General features: G+C 44.5%; 15 protein-coding genes. 14 read left to right on the forward strand and 1 reads right to left on the reverse strand.

Translation table 11 applies throughout. The features are described 5' to 3' along the window. Nucleotides 1–41 precede the first annotated feature (41 nt). The 3 genes from rpiA to EIZ58_RS04280 are packed head-to-tail and all read left to right on the forward strand — an operon-like array spanning nt 42 to nt 2,710. Nucleotides 42–731, forward strand: a complete 690-nt coding sequence (gene rpiA, locus EIZ58_RS04270; protein ID WP_305033866.1) for a ribose-5-phosphate isomerase RpiA — start codon at nt 42–44, stop codon at nt 729–731. Next, nucleotides 731–1,696, forward strand: coding sequence for a sugar kinase (locus tag EIZ58_RS04275; RefSeq protein ID WP_134699638.1), 966 nt, complete (start codon nt 731–733; stop codon nt 1,694–1,696). The genes rpiA and EIZ58_RS04275 overlap by 1 nt, the downstream gene beginning before the upstream one ends. Before the next feature lie 15 nt (nt 1,697–1,711). Then, the gene (locus EIZ58_RS04280; protein ID WP_134699258.1) at nt 1,712–2,710 is read left to right on the forward strand and encodes a C-terminal binding protein; all 999 of its coding nucleotides are present in this window, start codon (nt 1,712–1,714) and stop codon (nt 2,708–2,710) included. A 58-nt stretch (nt 2,711–2,768) separates the two neighbouring features. Here EIZ58_RS04280 and EIZ58_RS04285 read toward each other — a convergent pair whose 3' ends face one another. Then, entirely contained in the window at nt 2,769–3,968 is a 1,200-nt protein-coding gene (locus EIZ58_RS04285; protein ID WP_134699259.1) for an ROK family transcriptional regulator, read from the reverse strand. Between the two features lie 339 nt (nt 3,969–4,307). Between EIZ58_RS04285 and EIZ58_RS04290 the strand changes: the two genes are divergently transcribed. The 11 genes from EIZ58_RS04290 (at nt 4,308) to pdxS (ending at nt 18,191) form a co-directional block, all read left to right on the forward strand. Continuing rightward, entirely contained in the window at nt 4,308–5,339 is a 1,032-nt protein-coding gene (locus EIZ58_RS04290) for a TRAP transporter substrate-binding protein (protein WP_134699260.1), read from the forward strand. Nucleotides 5,340–5,422: 83 nt separating this feature from the next. Continuing rightward, the gene (locus EIZ58_RS04295; RefSeq protein ID WP_240688939.1) at nt 5,423–5,905 is read left to right on the forward strand and encodes a TRAP transporter small permease; all 483 of its coding nucleotides are present in this window, start codon (nt 5,423–5,425) and stop codon (nt 5,903–5,905) included. Nucleotides 5,906–5,950: 45 nt separating this feature from the next. Next, a complete protein-coding gene (locus tag EIZ58_RS04300; RefSeq protein ID WP_134699640.1) occupies nt 5,951–7,225 on the forward strand; it encodes a TRAP transporter large permease in 1,275 nt (424 codons plus the stop codon). A 31-nt stretch (nt 7,226–7,256) separates the two neighbouring features. After that, nucleotides 7,257–9,662, forward strand: a complete 2,406-nt coding sequence (locus EIZ58_RS04305; RefSeq protein ID WP_134699261.1) for a glycoside hydrolase family 31 protein — start codon at nt 7,257–7,259, stop codon at nt 9,660–9,662. Between the two features lies 1 nt (nt 9,663). Further along, complete coding sequence (gene uxaC / locus EIZ58_RS04310) at nt 9,664–11,073, forward strand: glucuronate isomerase (RefSeq protein WP_134699262.1); 1,410 nt, start codon at nt 9,664–9,666, stop codon at nt 11,071–11,073. Nucleotides 11,074–11,094: 21 nt separating this feature from the next. Further along, nucleotides 11,095–11,952, forward strand: coding sequence for an SDR family oxidoreductase (locus EIZ58_RS04315; protein ID WP_134699263.1), 858 nt, complete (start codon nt 11,095–11,097; stop codon nt 11,950–11,952). Between the two features lie 110 nt (nt 11,953–12,062). Next, complete coding sequence (locus EIZ58_RS04320; RefSeq protein WP_134699264.1) at nt 12,063–12,620, forward strand: glycerol-3-phosphate responsive antiterminator; 558 nt, start codon at nt 12,063–12,065, stop codon at nt 12,618–12,620. Between the two features lie 15 nt (nt 12,621–12,635). Further along, nucleotides 12,636–14,126 carry a glycerol kinase GlpK gene (glpK, locus tag EIZ58_RS04325; protein ID WP_134699265.1) on the forward strand — a complete coding sequence of 497 codons (1,491 nt, stop codon included), beginning with the start codon at nt 12,636–12,638 and terminating at the stop codon, nt 14,124–14,126. A gap of 149 nt (nt 14,127–14,275) precedes the next feature. Continuing rightward, nucleotides 14,276–15,979 carry a glycerol-3-phosphate dehydrogenase/oxidase gene (locus EIZ58_RS04330; RefSeq protein WP_240688940.1) on the forward strand — a complete coding sequence of 568 codons (1,704 nt, stop codon included), beginning with the start codon at nt 14,276–14,278 and terminating at the stop codon, nt 15,977–15,979. Between the two features lie 22 nt (nt 15,980–16,001). Then, nucleotides 16,002–17,066, forward strand: coding sequence for a mannonate dehydratase (gene uxuA / locus EIZ58_RS04335; RefSeq protein ID WP_134699267.1), 1,065 nt, complete (start codon nt 16,002–16,004; stop codon nt 17,064–17,066). 243 nt (nt 17,067–17,309) lie between these two features. Next, the gene (pdxS, locus tag EIZ58_RS04340) at nt 17,310–18,191 is read left to right on the forward strand and encodes a pyridoxal 5'-phosphate synthase lyase subunit PdxS (protein WP_134699268.1); all 882 of its coding nucleotides are present in this window, start codon (nt 17,310–17,312) and stop codon (nt 18,189–18,191) included. The last annotated feature ends 64 nt before the right edge of the window (nt 18,192–18,255 follow it).

Consider the following 18,255-nt stretch of genomic DNA (forward strand, 5'->3'; position numbering starts at 1 on the left):
TTTTTGGTTTATGGTAAATACTAGGGAGAGAGGTGATCACCATGCTCAACCAAGTGGATGCAAAGAAAAAAGCGGTTGGAGAAAAAGCAGTAGAATATATTCAAGACGGGATGACCATCGGCCTTGGCTCTGGCTCCACTGTCTATTGGATGTTGAAGAAATTAGGGGAGCTCGTAGAGAAGGGATTTCGTGTAAGAGGAGTTCCCTCTTCCTTGAGAACAGAAGGATGGGCGAAGGATTTCGGCATCTCTTTAGTTTATTTCTCAGAAGTAACTAGACTAGATCTCGCGATCGATGGGGCGGATGAAGTAGATCCTCAGTTTAACCTGATTAAAGGCGGCGGGGGCTCTTTGCTTCGAGAGAAACTGGTGGATGCAGCCGCAGACCAGCTGATCATCGTAGTGGATGATCGTAAATTGGTGCAAACGTTAGGCAGTTTTCCTTTACCGGTTGAAGTCGTTTCATTCGGGTGGGAAACCACAGCAAAGAGAATTCAGGAGCTTCATGGTAACCCACAGCTACGTCGGAGAGACGGTGAAATTTTTGTAACGAATAATGGAAATTATATATTGGATTGTTCCTTCTCTTCGATTTTAGACCCGGCTGCCCTTCACCAGCAGCTCAAGCTTCTCCTTGGCGTCGTGGAAACGGGACTGTTCATTAATATGACTGATATTGTTATCGTAGGCGAAGAGAATGGAATAAGAATACTCGAAAAGGCTGGTCCATGATGAAGAGATTAGATGTTGTTACGTTCGGAGAAACGATGGTCCTTTTTCAACCAGAACAGATGCTTCCTCTAGAATACGTGAGTCATTTTCCTAAGCGCTTCGGTGGGGCAGAATCGAATGTAGCCATAGGGTTGACTAGGTTAGGACATTCCGTCGGGTGGTTCAGCAAGTTAGGGGATGACCCGTTTGGTCGCTATATTTACAAGTCGATTCGCGGGGAAGGGGTAGATACCTCTAGGTGCCTGTATACCAATGAAGCAGCAACCGGTTTGCTTTTTAAAGAACAGTTAGCGCCAGACCATATGAATGTATATTATTATCGAAAAGGCTCCGCGGCAAGTAAGATGGAGGCCCATGATCTGGATGAAGAATACATAGCTAGTGCAAAAATACTTCACGTAACGGGCATAACGCCGGCACTTAGTGAATCCTGTTATCAAACCGTAATGAAAGCAATTGAGATTGCCAAACAGAATCAGATGATCATCGTATTTGATCCGAATATCCGCTATAAGCTTTGGCCAGCAGAAAAGGCAAAATCCGTATTAAATGAAATCGCTTCCCATGCAGATGTTATTTTACCGGGTTTAGATGAAGGCCAGTTTATGACAGGCAAGGAGGAAACTGAAGCGATAGCAGAAGCCTTTATGGGCCAAGGGAATAAAACGATTGTGATGAAGCTCGGCAGTCAAGGAGCATATTTCCATACGAACAATGAACAAGGCTATGTAGCCGGATTTCCTGTGCAACAAGTGATTGACCCTGTCGGAGCGGGAGATGGATTTGCAGCAGGGGTAATCAGCGGAATCTTGCGTCAAGAGCCACTCCAGTACACGGTTAGACGCGCCAATGCGATTGGTGCCATGGTTGTGGGGATGAGTGGAGATATTGAAGGTTTACCTACATACGAAGGTGTAGAAAGATTTATGAATTCGAATACTGGGGCTAGAGATGTACTCAGATAAAAAAGGAGTTTTGCCATGAGCCAATATAAAGTAGTAGTGACCGATTATGAATACGATACGTTTGCGCCAGAGAAAAGTGTATTGGATCAGTTGGGAATTGAATTGACGTTAGAGCAATGCAAGACAGAGGAAGAAGTAATCGCAGCGTGTAAAGATGCTGACGCCCTGTTAAATCAATATGCTCCCATTTCACGTAAGGTACTCGAAAACCTCCCTCATTGTAAAGTAGTCTCTCGATATGGGATTGGGTTTAACACGGTTGACGTTGAAGCAGCCACGGAAAAAGGCATCATTGTTAGCAACGTCACAGATTACTGTCTAGATGAAGTGTCGGATCATGCGATGGCGTTTTTACTCTCGAGTGCTCGTAAGATAACAAAACTGAACAACGAAGTCAAAAGTGGGACATGGGATTTTAAAGTGGCAGTTCCCGTCTTCCGTCTACGTGGACGTACTTTGGGTCTCCTAGGCTTTGGGAATATTCCCCAAACGTTAGCGAAGAAAGCACAAGCCTTCGGGATACAGGTCATTGCTTATGACCCCTTCGTCCCAAGAGAGGTAGCGGACAGAAGTCAAGTCGAACTCGTAACTTTAGACGAACTTTGCGAAAGATCCCATTACATCTCCGTCCACTTACCTTTAAATCAGCATACGGAAAAAATGATCAGTCACGATCAGTTTAATAAGATGAAAAAAGAAGCGTTTATCATTAACACAGCCCGCGGCCAAGTAATTGATGAAGCGGCTCTCATCACCGCATTACAAGAAGAGAAAATCGCGGGGGCGGCTCTCGACGTCCTTGAAAAAGAACCGGTTGATCCGAATAATCCTTTACTTAAAATGGATAACGTTTTGATTAATCCACATGCCGCTTTTTACTCGGTAGAAGCAGAAGCCGAATTAAAGCGAAAAGCGGCACAAAACGTAGCTGATGTATTATCGGGTTATTTTCCTCGTTATTTGGTCAATAAAGAAGTAAAGGAAAAGTTGAATCTAAAAGAAAAAGAAGTGTAAAGAAGAAAAAAACCGCAGTTATCGTATAACGATAACTGCGGTCTAAATCGGTGTCTTACTAGGAGACAACCATTTTACCCATCAATGTTAGATTATCTTGCTCAGGAAGTTCAAGTCGAATATGAGAGATCCCTAGAAACCTTTGAATACTCATAGCGCAAGCGCCCATAGCACAAGCGTACTTTCCTAGTTCTGAAAATTGAATGGTGCGATAGTGGTTAATATAAGAAGAAAGGTTACTTTTAATGTTTGAAATTAGTTCTGGGTAAACTTTACTTAATTGACTATTAATGATAATGGTTTCGGGGTTAAATAGATTGATTACGTTATTGATGCCCATTCCTAGATAGGTGGATAAGTTAGATAGTTGATCTAAAGTCGTAGGATCCCCATTCGTAATGGAAGCTTGAAGGTCATCCATTGAAAATTCATTGACTCCTGTTATCGCGTTTAATTCCCTCCAGAAGCTTTTTTCCGACGCGTATTGCTCCCAACAGCCCAAATTACCACAGGGGCACTCTCTGCCGTTTGGCTGAATAATCATATGGCCGATTTCCCCGGCAAATCCGTTCATCCCTCGATAAATTTCTTTATTGATCACAATACCCAGACCGATTCCAGAATAGGTGCTTATACATAATAAGTTGGATGTATCATGGGAGTAAACCAGTTCAGCAAAGGCGCAAAGATTGGCATTGTTGTCTACATGGACGGGAACCTGGAATACGTCCTCTAATGGTTTTTGTAAATCAACATTTTTCCATTGGTGACGTGGAGTAAAGACGATACGCTGCTCGTTATCCACGATGCCCTGCACGCCGATACCTATTCCGACTAACCCGTGTTTTGTTTTCTCTCGGGAGGCAACCAGTCGGTCAATGGTTGTAATCAAAATATCTTTGATCTTTTCAAAAGAAGGTTCCCGAAGACTAACATCCGTTTGATCGAGAACCTTGCCTGAAAGATCGGTGATTAGAAAGGAGATGCGCGTCGTATCGATTTCGACCCCAACGGCAAATCCCGCATCTTTATCTAAAGTGAGCAGGATGGGTTTTCTTCCCCCGTTTGACTTATCCAGTTCCTTTTCAAAGATGAGACCCTCTTCTAGAAGCGAGTTGATTTGTGAAGAGATCGTTGCTTTATTCAGTCCCGTAATTTTTGATAACTCGGCTCTAGAAATGTTTTTGTGAAGGATAATATTCTCTAAAATAATATTTCTATTTAAATTTCGTATATATGCGGCATCCCCCGTATTCATACTGGCCTCCTATTAGAGTGGTTACGTAGCAGTAATCTATAATTCTATTATATCCTTTTTTTTACTAAGTTCTTACTAACTTATGAACTATTAAACGGGATATTGCAATCTAGTATCTATTCAGGTAATATAATAACATAGTTTGTTGACCAAACAAACTAAAATGTAAAGGTTTACGAAAAACTTAAAAAAACATTAACTAGTAAAACGTATGCTAACAGCACATCGAAGAGGAGATGGGGTAAAGCAATAGCGAGGGAACAGATAAGGGTAGGTTATCATCATTTATTTCATGTAAATGTGGGAAAATAACTAAAGGAAAAATGGGGGTCAACGAAAATGAAAAAACTAATGTCTTATGTTGCAACAAGCGTATTAGCGGTGGGGTTATTAAGCGGATGCGCTAGTTCAAATGAAAATACAAGTGCCCAAACAGGAAATGATGTGAAAGAAGAGAAAGCGCAAACATTAAAGCTTGCACACAATTTGAGTGAAGACCATCCGGTTCATAAAGCGCTTGTAGAGTTCGCTACGACGGTAGAAGAAAAGTCAAATGCCAGCGTGAAGGTGCAAATTTTTGCTAACGGCGTACTTGGTGGAGAAAAGGAAGTTCTTGAGCAGCTTAAAGGCGGAGCAGTAGATATGACAAGAGTAAGTGCAGGGGCCCTTGAAAACTTTGCTCCTGAATACGCAGTGTTTAGTCTGCCGTATCTGTTCGTAAGTCAAGATCATTACTATAAAGCAATGGATTCAGAGGCGGTACAAAAGCTATATGAAGCAAACAAAGACAAAGGATTCGTAGGTTTGACTTTCTATGATTCTGGTGCTAGAAGCTTTTATACCAAAGATAAGGCTATTCAAACTCCAGAAGATTTAAAAGGCTTGAAGATTCGCGTGATGGACAGCCCAACAGCGATTAAGATGGTGCAGTTATTAGGTGGAAATCCGACGCCAATGGCGTATGGCGAAATCTACACTGCACTTCAGTCCGGAGTTATTGATGGAGCAGAAAGTAATGAAACTGCGTTAACAACTGGAAAACATGGGGAAGTGGCGAAGCAGTTCTCCATTAATCAACACACGATGATTCCAGATGTCCTTGTGATCAGTTCCAAGACTTGGGATGGTCTTTCTGCAGAACAGCAGCAAATTGTAAAAGAGGCAGCTAAGGCGTCTACAGAATCCCAAAAAGTACTATGGAACCAGGCGATTGAAGAAGCTAAAGCAGAAGCACAATCCAAGCTGGGTGTAACATTCAATGAAGTGGACAAGGCGCCATTCATCGAAAAAGTACAGCCTATGCATGAAGAATACAGCAATAAAGATCCAAAAATTAAAGAGATCATCGATGCTTTTGAGGCTCTAAAATAAATGGGAGAAAGGTCGAGCCCCGCTTGCAGGGGCTTGGCCTATTCTATTAGGTAAAACATCCATGTGAGGCAAGGAGGATGATCATGAAAGCCTTAAGAAATGTTTTGGATAAATTGATTATGTTTGTAGGGTGTACATTTACGATCATCATGGTTGTCGGAGCGATTTGGCAAGTCTTTAGTCGATATGTATTGGGTAGTCCCAGTACGGTAACCGAAGAATTGCTACGATTTGGTCTAATATGGACGGCCATGCTAGGAGCAAGCTATGCGTTTGGCACGAACAAACATTTGGCTATTACAGCTATGGTGGATAAATTGAAAGGCAGTAATGGAAAAGTGATTAGAGTAATCAATACGCTGTTTATCGTTGGTTTTTCCGGTCTAGTCATGATTAAAGGCGGTCTAAACCTGGTGTCCTCGACGATGTCACAGGTCACACCTATTTTGCAGGTTCCGGTCGGGGTCATTTATTCCATTTTACCAATATCTGGGGTCATTATTATTCTATATCAAATTATGAATATTACGGACTGGATGAAAAACGGAGAAGAAGCTTTGAAGTGATGAAAGGGGGAAAACTACGTGGATGCGCTTCAAACAGGATTAGTCATGCTATCAAGTTTTATTTTATTAATGGTCATCGGGGTTCCTATTTCTGTAGCTACTGGAATAGCTTCCTTTATAGCTGCCTTAATGATCATACCGTTTGACGTAGCGATTTTTACGGCAGCACAAAAATTGGTTAACGGAATGGACAGCTTTGCCCTGTTAGCTGTAATCTTTTTTATTTTGTCCGGAATTATTATGAATAACGGGGGTATTGCGCTGCGACTCGTCAATCTGGCGAAGCTACTAGGCGGAAGGCTGCCGGGATCCTTGGCACATACTAATGTTGTAGGAAATATGTTGTTTGGTTCGATTTCGGGTTCAGCTGTAGCGTCTGCAGCTGCCATCGGAGGCGTGATGTCCCCGCTGCAGGAAAAAGAGGGATATAACAAATCCTATTCAGCCGCTGTAAACATCGCTTCTGCACCTGCTGGCCTATTGATTCCGCCGAGCGGAGCTTTGATTATTTTTTCCATGGTTAGCGGAGGAACCTCCATTGCTGCCCTATTCTTAGCGGGTTATCTGCCAGGAATTTTGATGGGGCTATCTGTTATGATTATTGCTTATATTATTGCCAAGAAAGAAAAATATCCAGTAGCTAAAAAAGTCACCTTATCCGAGGGACTTAAGGTTGTGATTGATGCGATTCCAAGCTTAATGCTGATCGTTATCGTTATCGGAGGGATTGTGGCTGGGGTCTTCACTGCGACGGAAGGTTCGGCAATTGCCGTTTTGTATTCCGTTATTCTTTCTATCTGCTACAGATCCTTGAAGTGGTCGGATGTTCCGAAGATTCTGATCGAAACCGTAGTTATGACAGGAATTGTGCTATTTCTTGTCGGGGCTTCTTCGATTATGTCTTGGGTTATGGCGTTCAGCGGTATTCCAGCGGCCATCAGCCAGGCTGTTTTGTCCGTCTCAGAAAGTCCGATTGTCATCTTGCTGATTATGAATGTTGTCCTCCTGTTAGTCGGGATGGTGATGGATATTACGCCAGCGATCCTTATTTTTACTCCTATCTTTATGCCGATTGTCACACAAATAGGAATGGATCCGGTTCATTTTGGGATCGTGTTAGTTTTTAACCTATGTATTGGGATCATGAGCCCGCCTTCCGGAAGCGCCTTGTTTGTCGGATGCAGTGTCGGGGGAGTCAGTATAGAAAATGTAACGAAACCATTGTTAATTTTCCTTGCAGGACTGATCTTTACGCTGTTGCTTGTGACCTATATCCCAGCAATAACCTTGTTTGTGCCAAAACTCTTTGGCGTAATGTAGCAAAACATAAGTCACTCGGAGGTGCCTAAACTTGATTAAAACTACTTATCGCTTTGAACTTCAATCCGAAATCAATCATGGCTTGCAATTTGAAAATAAAGAAGCAAATGTACAGGTGCGCCTATATGTACTGGAAGAAGATATTTTTCGTGTAGTCTTCTTAAATGACAATCAATTGGAACTGAATAAGACCTGGCTGGTTGCACCGGGAATGGATGATATTGCGTTTGAAGGACGAGATCGATTCGATTTATCGCCATTTTCCTTGCCGCCATTTGAGGTAGAATCGGGTAACGACCAAGTGTCTGTCGCCACTTCAAAATTGAAGGCGGTCATTGATCTGAACGGCTTTAAAGTTCGTTGGTATGCCAACACTGATGCAGGCTGGACGCTGGTGGCCAATGATCGTAAAACGCAAAACTATAATTTCGAAAACAGCTTAGGCGAGGGAGTTTTCCATTACTTAGAGCGATCCTTAGATGAGCAATACTTTGGACTCGGTGAGAAAACCGGAAATGTAGATAAGTACGGCCGGCGCTTTCGGATGTTGAATGTCGATCCGATGGGCTACGACCCGGAAACGACAGACCCGCTGTATAAGCATATTCCTTTCTATATTACAAGGAACCAAAAGACGGAATTATCCTTTGGTCTATTCTATGATAATTTGTCCACAGCCATTTTTGATATGGGATCCGAAATGGACAACTACCATGGATACTACCGATACTACCAGGCAGAGAGCGGGGATCTCGATTATTATATGATCCTTGGACCGAAGGTCAACGATGTAGTCAAAAGATTTGCCTGGATGACAGGAAAAACCATCCTACCGCCAAAATGGAGCATTGGCTATTCCGGTTCCACGATGACCTATACAGATGCGCCTAACGCCCAAGAGCAGTTATCCCAATTTTTGCGTGACTGCGAAGAACACGATATTCCTTGCGATTCGTTCCAGCTTTCATCTGGCTACACCTCCATTGGAGACAAGCGATATGTGTTTCATTGGAATAAGTCCAAGGTTCCGAATCCGAAAAAACTAGCGGATGACTTTGCAGAGAAGGGCTTGAAACTATGCGCCAACATTAAGCCGGCCTTATTATGGGATCACCCAAAATTCGAAGAGCTCAAAGAGAAGAACATGTTCGTCCTTTCAAGAGACAAGGAAGGCCCGGAAATCGCTCAATTTTGGGATGAGTTAGGCGCTTACCTAGACTTCACCAATCCGAAAACCATCGAGTGGTGGAAGTCAAACGTAAAAGAACAGCTCCTTTCCTATGGAATCGAGTCCACTTGGAATGATAACAACGAGTTTGAGATTTGGGACGGCGAAGCCAAGACGCACGGATTCGGTGAAGATTTACCTATCGGCCTGATTCGACCGTTGCAGCCGTTACTCATGATGAAAGCTTCCTACGAAGCACAAAAAGAGTTTGATCCGGACAAGCGGCCGTATCTGATCTCGAGATCAGGATGCCCCGGCATGCAAAGATATGTACAGACCTGGACGGGAGATAACCGTACGAGCTGGAAGACCTTGAAGTTTAATATCCGCACCGGAATCGGGCTGAGCCTATCTGGTATCTATAACTTTGGTCATGATGTGGGAGGATTTGCCGGTCCTGCTCCAGATCCGGAATTGTTTATCCGATGGGTGCAAAATGGGATTTTCTATCCACGGTTTACGATCCATTCTTGGAATGATGATGGAACCGTCAATGTTCCATGGATGTATCCAGAAGCGACTAAATACATCCGAACGCTGATCAAGTTCCGCAGCAAGTTTACGCCATATATCTATCAATTGCTATACCAAGCGCATAAAGATAATGAACCGATGGTCAAGCCGACCTTCTATGACTTTGAGTCGGACCCGCAAACCTTTGAAGAAAATGATGATTTCATGCTTGGCGATAGCCTGCTAGTAGCCTCCGTGGTTAAGCCAGGGAAGTATGAGCGAGAAGTGTACCTGCCAAAGCATGAAGCGGGTTGGTATGACTTCCATACGGAGAAATGGTATGAAGGCGGGACAAACGTAACGATCCCTGCACCGCTTGATTATACCCCTTTATTGGTGAAAGGCGGGTCGATCCTTCCTATTAATGATTCTGACATCACCTTTGAAACCAAGTCAGCGGATGAACGAGGCTTTATGTTCTATCCCCATCAGCAGACAGGGGAAAGCCAGTTCAGTCTGTACGAGGATGATGGGGTATCCACGGCTCATGAAAAAGGCGACTTTGCGATCATTCATGTCACGATGAAAACATCCCAAACCCAAATTGACGTGACCCTGCAAAAGGAAGGGAATTTCGATCTTCCGTATCAACAAGTGCGTTTATATTTCCCGGCTTCGGAAGCACGCAAGATTGTCGTAAATGGGACAACCTTGACTCCTCATTCAACCAACGTCTATGAATGGCAGGTGAAATAAAATGAAAGGTTTTATGGATGAAACCTTCTTATTGAATAGCCCGGTGGCCGTTGAATTATATGAGCGCTTTGCCAAGGACATGCCCATTTTTGACTATCATTGCCACTTGGACCCAAAGGAAATCTGGGAAGATAAAAAGTATCGGAATATGACCGAGCTTTGGCTCGCGGGTGACCATTATAAGTGGAGAGCCATGAGAAGCAACGGCATTACGGAGGACTGCATTACAGGGGATGCACCGGACTATGAGAAATTTATGGCATGGGCAAAAACCATGCCTCATACGGTCGGAAATCCTTTGTTTCACTGGAGTCACTTGGAACTGAAGCGATACTTTAACATTGACGAAGTGTTGAATGAAGACACAGCCGAACAGATCTGGCAACGATGCAACGCCATGCTTCAGGAGGATGCCTTTTCGACTCGATCCTTGATCCAAAGATCCAATGTAAAGTATATCGGAACTACCGATGATCCAACGGACAGCTTAGAATATCATCAAAAGATCCGTGAAGAAGGAAGCTTGGGAGCCAAGGTGTGCCCAACCTTCCGTCCGGATAAAGGTTTGGAAATAAAAGATCAAGCCTTCTTAACTTGGCTAGACAAGCTTTCCGCCGTGACAGGTCGTAAGATCCAATCTTATCGTGAGTTTTTGGCTGCTATGGAAGAGCGGGTTCATTATTTTCATAACCACGGTTGTCTCCTATCGGATACGGGAATCAGTGAGATGACTTACGAAGAAGCAACTATAGAGGAAGTAGAGCAGATCTTTAATCGGGTCCTTCAAGGGGAAGCGATCAGTTTGCAGGAAGTAAAGAAATACAAGACCTATACGCTCGTTTTCTTAGGTGAACTGTATGCTTCGTTAGGCTGGACGATGCAGCTGCATATGGGGGCGCTTAGAAATAACAATACACGAAAGTTCTTAGCACTAGGCCGAGACGCTGGATTTGATTCCATTGGGGACAAAGAGTTAGCGGTACCTCTTTCGCGCTTCCTAGACCAACTGGAAAAGAACGATTCTCTTCCTAAAACAATTTTATATACTGTCAATCCTAAGGATAATTATATTCTTGGCTCCATGCTGGGGAACTTCCAAACGGGGGGCGTCCCAGGGAAAATTCAATTTGGTTCCGCTTGGTGGTTTAATGACCATAAAGATGGCATGTACCGCCAGATGGTTGATTTAGCTAATCTTGGATTGCTCTCGAGGTTTGTCGGCATGCTGACCGATTCGAGAAGCTTCCTTTCCTACACGAGACACGAATATTTCAGAAGGATACTTTGTAATCTCTTGGGAGAATGGGTTGTGAACGGAGAAATGCCTAACGATATGAAGTGGTTAGGTCAAATGGTAGAAAACATTTGCTATCACAACGCCAAGCAGTATTTTGGAGTTCCCCTCGATTAGAGAAGATGAAGGAGGATATACGTGAATATACCTTTTGAAGTGGATTTAAGAGACAAGGTCGCTGTCGTAACTGGCGGAAGTGGCGTATTGGGTAGTGTGTTTTGTGAAGCCTTGGCGAAATGCGGGGCCAAAGTCGCGATCTTGGGCCAAAATCGCGAAAAGCTAGACCATGTAGTCAAAAGCATACAAGATTCTGGCGGTACTGCGATTGGCATCCAAGCCAATGTATTAGACAGGGAACAATTATTGGAAGCCAAAAAAGTGATCCATGAAAAGCTGGGAACATGTGATATTTTAGTGAATGGAGCGGGAGGTAATCACCCGAAAGGAACGACAACAAGGGAATATCTGCTTCAAGATGACTTGACGGAGAAGATCGAAGGGCTCACTACGTTTTTCGATCTAGATCCAGAGGGAATAGAGTTCGTATTTAACCTTAATTTTCTTGGCACGCTTCTTCCTACTCAGGTGTTTGGAACGGATATGGTAGGCAAACAAGGGACAACGATTATTAATATTTCCTCCATGAACGCCTTCAAGCCCTTGACTAAAATCCCAGCGTACAGTGGAGCGAAAGCGGCCATCAGCAACTTTACCCAATGGTTGGCTGTCCATATGTCGAAAGTGGGCATTCGAGTGAATGCCATTGCTCCTGGCTTTTTCGTAACGGAGCAAAATTATAATCTCCTATTCCAGGAAGATGAAACCTACACGGAAAGAGCCCAAAAAATTATCAACCAAACACCCATGGGGCGTTTCGGTGAAAAAGAAGAATTGGCGGGCACTTTCTTATGGCTTGTCAGCGATAAAGCATCCGGCTTTGTTAATGGTGTAGTCATTCCTGTGGATGGCGGGTTCTCGGCTTATTCAGGGGTATAATTGACAATCACCATAAATTGGTGCACATTAGTACTACGGAAGGCCGGTTTGATTTATGGACCGGCTTTCGCTTTTTTACCGGAATAAGCTACTCGGATGAGGTGAGATGCATGGACATACTCGATCAAAAAATCATTCCTGCAGCAAAGGATATGAAAGACTTTGAAAGATTCCTCACGAGTTCGTATGTACACGGAATTTTTCTAGATGTGCATATTGCACGATTGAAAAACCTGCATGAGATGGCTTTATCCCATGGGAAACAAATGTTTTTGCATGCTGACCTGATTCAAGGATTGAAGAATGACGAATATGCGACGGAATATATTTGTCAAGAAATTCAACCCGCAGGCATTATATCTACAAGAGCTAATGTGATCCTAACGGCAAAGAAAAAAGGAGTCCTGGCGATTCAGAGACTTTTTCTATTGGATACGAATGCGTTGGAAAAAAGCTATGCTATTTTTGAAAAAACCAAGCCGGATTATATCGAGGTTCTACCAGGCGGCATGCCCCATATTATTGCGGAAGTCGTTGAGAAAACAGGCATTCCCATGTTTGCAGGTGGCTTTATTCGTACGGTGGATGATGTAGAGCGGGCCCTGGAAGCAGGGGCGAAGGCGATCACCACTTCAAATAAACAATTGTGGAAACACTATCAAACATAAGTAGGAGAGAAGAATATGGATACCTACATTTTATCCATTGACCAAGGCACCACAAGTTCCCGCGCGATTCTATTCAATCGTGAGGGGAACATCGTTCATATGTCTCAAAGGGAATTCACTCAGTTTTTCCCACAACCGGGATGGGTGGAACACGATGCGAATGAGATATGGGGCTCCGTTCTTGCGGTGATTGCCTCTTGTCTGTCGGAATCCGGAGTGAAGGCGGAACAGGTGGCTGCGATTGGGATCACCAATCAACGGGAAACCACCGTGGTTTGGGATAAAAACACGGGAGAGCCGGTTTATCATGCGATTGTTTGGCAATCTCGCCAAACCTCAGAGATTTGTGAGGAACTAAAAGCAGCGGGCCATGGTGATCTATTCCGCAAAAAAACAGGGCTATTAATTGATGCCTATTTTTCAGGGACAAAGGTGAAATGGATTCTTGATCATGTAGAGGGAGCCAGAAGCCGGGCTGAGCGTGGGGAACTATTATTCGGCACGATCGATACGTGGCTGATGTGGCGACTTTCTTGTGGAAAAGTTCATGTGACGGACTACTCCAATGCCTCACGTACATTAATGTTCAATATTCATGACTTATCCTGGGATGATGAATTACTGGATATTCTTACGATTCCAAGATCCATGCTTCCGCAAGTCCGCCCTTCCTCTGATGTCTATGGCCATACGGACCCGAACCACTTCTTCGGACAGCAAGTGCCGATTGCTGGAGCAGCAGGAGATCAGCAGGCTGCTCTATTCGGTCAGGCGTGCTTTAGCGAGGGAATGGCAAAAAACACCTATGGAACTGGATGCTTTATGTTGATGAATACCGGTGAAAAGATCGTAGAATCCGGGCATGGATTACTTACTACCATCGCTTGGGGCTTAAATGGAAAGGTCGAATATGCGCTTGAGGGAAGTGTCTTTGTCGCCGGTTCTGCTATTCAATGGCTTCGCGATGGGCTTCGTATGATCAAAGATGCGAAAGATAGTGAAGAATATGCTTCCCGCGTAGCTTCTACGGATGGGGTCTACGTGGTACCGGCCTTTGTAGGGTTAGGAACCCCTTATTGGGACAGTGATGTGCGCGGTGCGGTCTTTGGGTTAACCCGTGGTACAGAAAAGGAACATTTTATTAGAGCCACGCTGGAATCCCTTGCCTACCAAGCTAAGGATGTGCTGACTGCAATGGAAGCAGATTCGGGTCTTTCCTTGAAAGGGTTGCGAGTCGATGGTGGAGCGGTTAAGAATAATTTTCTGATGCAATTTCAAAGTGACATTCTTGGCGTGACGGTCGAACGTCCAAAAGTGAATGAGACGACAGCCTTGGGTGCAGCTTATTTGGCAGGTCTCGCGATTGGGTACTGGAAAGACCAGGAAGAGATATCCAAGCAATGGAATAGGGATCGAAGTTTTGATGCCAATATGAGTGAATCCCAGCGAAGCGAATTATACCAGGGTTGGCAGAAGGCGATTAGGGCAACAATGTCTTTTAAATAATGCAGAAGTATGATATACTGTAATTAAGTTAATAAACGGTTGGAGACGAGGAGACCATAACCTTTTCGGTGGTTGCATTAATGCGACTATCGTATGTGTTATGGTCTCCTTTTTTATGTCCAATTTTACTAAAAAGGGAGGAAAAGACAGTGAGCTCAACCTTTTCAAGTTTAAATAGAAGTAATATCATATCCAGCTTAAACCATAAGCAGGTGGACTTAATTGTGATTGGCGGGGGAATTACGGGATCGGGTATTGCCCTGGATGCGACTACACGCGGCATGGAGACCGTCGTGTTTGAGATGCAGGACTTTGCTGCTGGTACATCCAGCCGGTCAACGAAATTAGTTCACGGAGGCTTGCGTTATCTCAAACAATTCGAAGTGAAGATGGTCGCTGAAGTAGGGAAAGAGCGTGCTATCGTTTATGAGAACGGACCTCATGTCACCACGCCGGAATGGATGCTGCTACCGATTCATGCAGGCGGTACATTTGGAAAATTCAGTACATCCATCGGACTTCGTGTATACGATTGGCTAGCAGGAGTCAAGCGCAGTGAGTGGCGTAGTATGCTGAACACAACGGAAACGATAACGAAAGAGCCTCTACTGAAGCAAGACGGACTGAAGGGCGGAGGCTACTATGTGGAGTATCGCACCGATGATGCCCGCTTAACCATGGAAGTGATGAAGGAAGCCGTGAAAAGAGGGGCTACAGCGGTCAATTATGCGAAAGTAGAACAGTTTATCTATCATGATGGAAAAGTTGTCGGTGTTGAAGTGGTAGATCAAATCACAAAAAAAACCTACAAGGTTTACGCGAAAAAGATTGTGAATGCTGTTGGGCCTTGGGCTGACTCCCTGCGAGAAAAGGATGGATCGAAGAAAGGAAAATCCTTACAGCTAACCAAGGGAGTTCATCTGGTTTTCGACCAGAAACGCTTCCCGTTGAAGCAGGCAGTTTATTTCGATACGCCAGACGGCCGGATGGTCTTCGCTATTCCACGTGACGGCAAAACGTACGTAGGGACGACGGATACGGTCTATAAGGAAGACCAGGCCCACCCTCGAATGACAAAAGAAGACCGGGAGTACATTATTAATGCCATTAACTATATGTTCCCAGCGGTTAAGGTTACTGCAAAGGATGTAGAATCCAGCTGGGCAGGGCTCCGTCCGCTCATCCATGAGGATGGCAAAGCTCCATCCGAAATCTCTCGCAAAGATGAAATCTGGGTGTCCGAGTCCGGTTTGATCACGATTGCTGGAGGGAAGCTGACTGGTTATCGAAAAATGGCAGAGACCGTGGTGAATCTCCTTGGTAAACAACTGTCTACGGAAGGTAATAGCTCTTATGGACCAAGTATGACCAAAAACATGCCGATTTCTGGAGGAGCTGTGGGTGGCTCCGTAAACTTCCCGTCTTTTATCCAAACGAAAGTCCGGGAAGGAGAAAAAGTAGGCCTTGACGCTGAGCAAGCGGAAAAGCTTGTGCGCCGTTATGGATCCAATGTAGACCGCCTCTTTGAGCTAGTCACGCAATATGACGGGGCAGCGGCTGCAAGCGGCTTGCCAGTGGACCTCTATGCTGCCGTCCTTTACAGCATTCAGGAAGAAATGACCGTAACACCGGTTGACTTTTTCGTCCGCCGTACGGGAGCCCTTTTCTTTGATATCAACTGGGTTCATCAGTGGAAGAGTCCTGTGATCGAATTCATGGCGAGTACGCTAAACTGGAGCGCGGAGGAGAAAGCGAGGTATACGGAACAATTAGAAAAGCATTTACATGATGCCGTTGTTCCTAGTAATGAAGCAGATTACAGCAAAAAAAAGAATGTGAGTTGCGCAGGTTAAAAGAGACAGGAGGAAATACACGGTGAGAATGGTATTCAGATGGTTTGGTGAAGGGAACGATCGGATTCCTTTAGAGCATATTCGGCAAATTCCTGGAGTAGAGGGTGTCGTATGGGCGCTTCATGATATCCCTGCCGGGGAAGAATGGCCAATGGATCGAATTCTGCAGGTAAAAGAGCAGGCGGAAAAACACGGTTTAAATATCGACGTCGTTGAAAGCGTCAATGTCCATGAGGATATTAAGCTAGGGCTTCCGACGAGGGACCGGTATATCGAAAATTACAAGAAAACGATTGAGAGATTAGCTCAAGCAGGGGTTAAAGTGATTTGCTATAACTTCATGCCGATCTTTGATTGGACCAGAACAGATCTTTTCAAAAAGCTTGAAGATGGCTCAACGGCTCTTTTCTTTGAAAAAGAAAAGGTAGAAAGTATGGATCCATTGGATTTGGTGGCTAAAATTGATGCTGACCCACAGTTCACGATGCCGGGTTGGGAGCCTGAAAGATTGAAGCACCTCACTTCATTGTTTGAAGCCTATAAAGGTGTGAGTGAAGAAGACCTATGGAACAACCTAGAATACTTCTTAAAGCAGATTATTCCTGTAGCGGAAATCAATAATATCAAGATGGCTATACACCCTGACGATCCGCCATGGTCCATTTTCGGTCTTCCTCGAATCATGACCAATAAGGACAACATTAAGAGGTTCTTAAACATCATAGATAGTCCTTACAATGGCGTCACCCTTTGCAGCGGTTCATTGGGCGCTAATCCTAACAACAATATAGCAGATATGGTAAGAGAATTTGCAGATCGCATTCCGTTCGCCCATATTCGCAACGTCAAGGTCTATGAGAATGGTGATTTTGTTGAGACCTCTCATAGAACGAGTGATGGTTCCGTGGATATTACTGAGATTGTGAAAGCATACCATGAGACCGGCTTTACCGGGTATGCAAGACCTGACCACGGCAGACATATTTTCGATGAAGAATGCAGACCGGGCTACGGGCTATACGATCGAGCTTTAGGGATTATGTATCTATGGGGAATTTGGGATACATTGCAAAGAACGGCTAAGTAGGTATTGTGATTCATCAATAGTTAAACAAGAAAAGGCTGATCTCCAACGAGATCAGCCTTTTTTCGCAGGCGCTTAAAATATTTGCAGTGCAAAAAACTATACTCTCTAGACGCAAAAAATAATGGCATTTATTTTGGTTGTCTCAGACTTTCTGTGTTCTATAATCTTGGCATCATTCTTGCTTAAGTAACAAGTGAGTCATGAATTATAAAACAAACGAAAACCAAAAGGGGATAGTTGGAAATGCAAAGTGGAACCGATCGCGTAAAAAAAGGAATGGCCGAAATGCAAAAAGGCGGCGTCATCATGGATGTTGTTAATGCCGAGCAAGCACGAATCGCAGAAGCTGCTGGTGCTGTTGCGGTTATGGCATTGGAAAGGGTGCCTGCTGATATCCGGGCTTCAGGAGGCGTGGCTCGGATGACGGACCCGGTGCTGATCGAGGATATCATGAAGGCAGTCTCGATTCCGGTCATGGCCAAGGCGCGTATTGGCCATATCGTAGAAGCCAAGGTCCTAGAAGCTTTAGGAGTAGATTATATAGATGAAAGTGAAGTATTGACTCCTGCAGATGAAGAGTTTCATCTCAACAAGAAAGATTTTACCGTACCGTTTGTGTGCGGAGCCCGTGATCTAGGCGAGGCATTGCGCCGGATCGGCGAGGGGGCTTCCATGATTCGGACCAAAGGGGAACCGGGAACAGGAAATATTGTGGAAGCCGTACGCCACCAACGGATGATGCAGAGCCAAATTCGAAAAGTGAAAAGCATGTCTTATGATGAATTAATGACAGAGGCTAAGTTGCTGGGAGCCCCGTATGAACTGTTAGAGTGGATTCATCTAAATGGGAAGTTGCCAGTCGTCAATTTTGCAGCGGGTGGGGTCGCAACTCCGGCTGATGCCGCACTTATGATGCAGCTGGGGTCTGACGGAGTGTTTGTAGGCTCCGGTATTTTTAAGTCAGAGCATCCAGAACGCTTTGCTAGAGCAATTGTTCAAGCTACCACCCATTTTGAGGATTACGCGCTGATCGGCGAGCTATCCAAGAACCTAGGCGGTGCGATGAAAGGTATTGAACTCTCGACCCTATTGGAAAACGAAAGAATGGCCACTCGAGGCTGGTAGGGGAAACGATATGCGGATTAGCCCGCAAAAAAACATGGCATGAAATAGTCTGATGAATGATAGT

The organism is Ammoniphilus sp. YIM 78166, assembly GCF_004522215.1.
GTDB lineage: Bacteria > Bacillota > Bacilli > Aneurinibacillales > RAOX-1 > YIM-78166.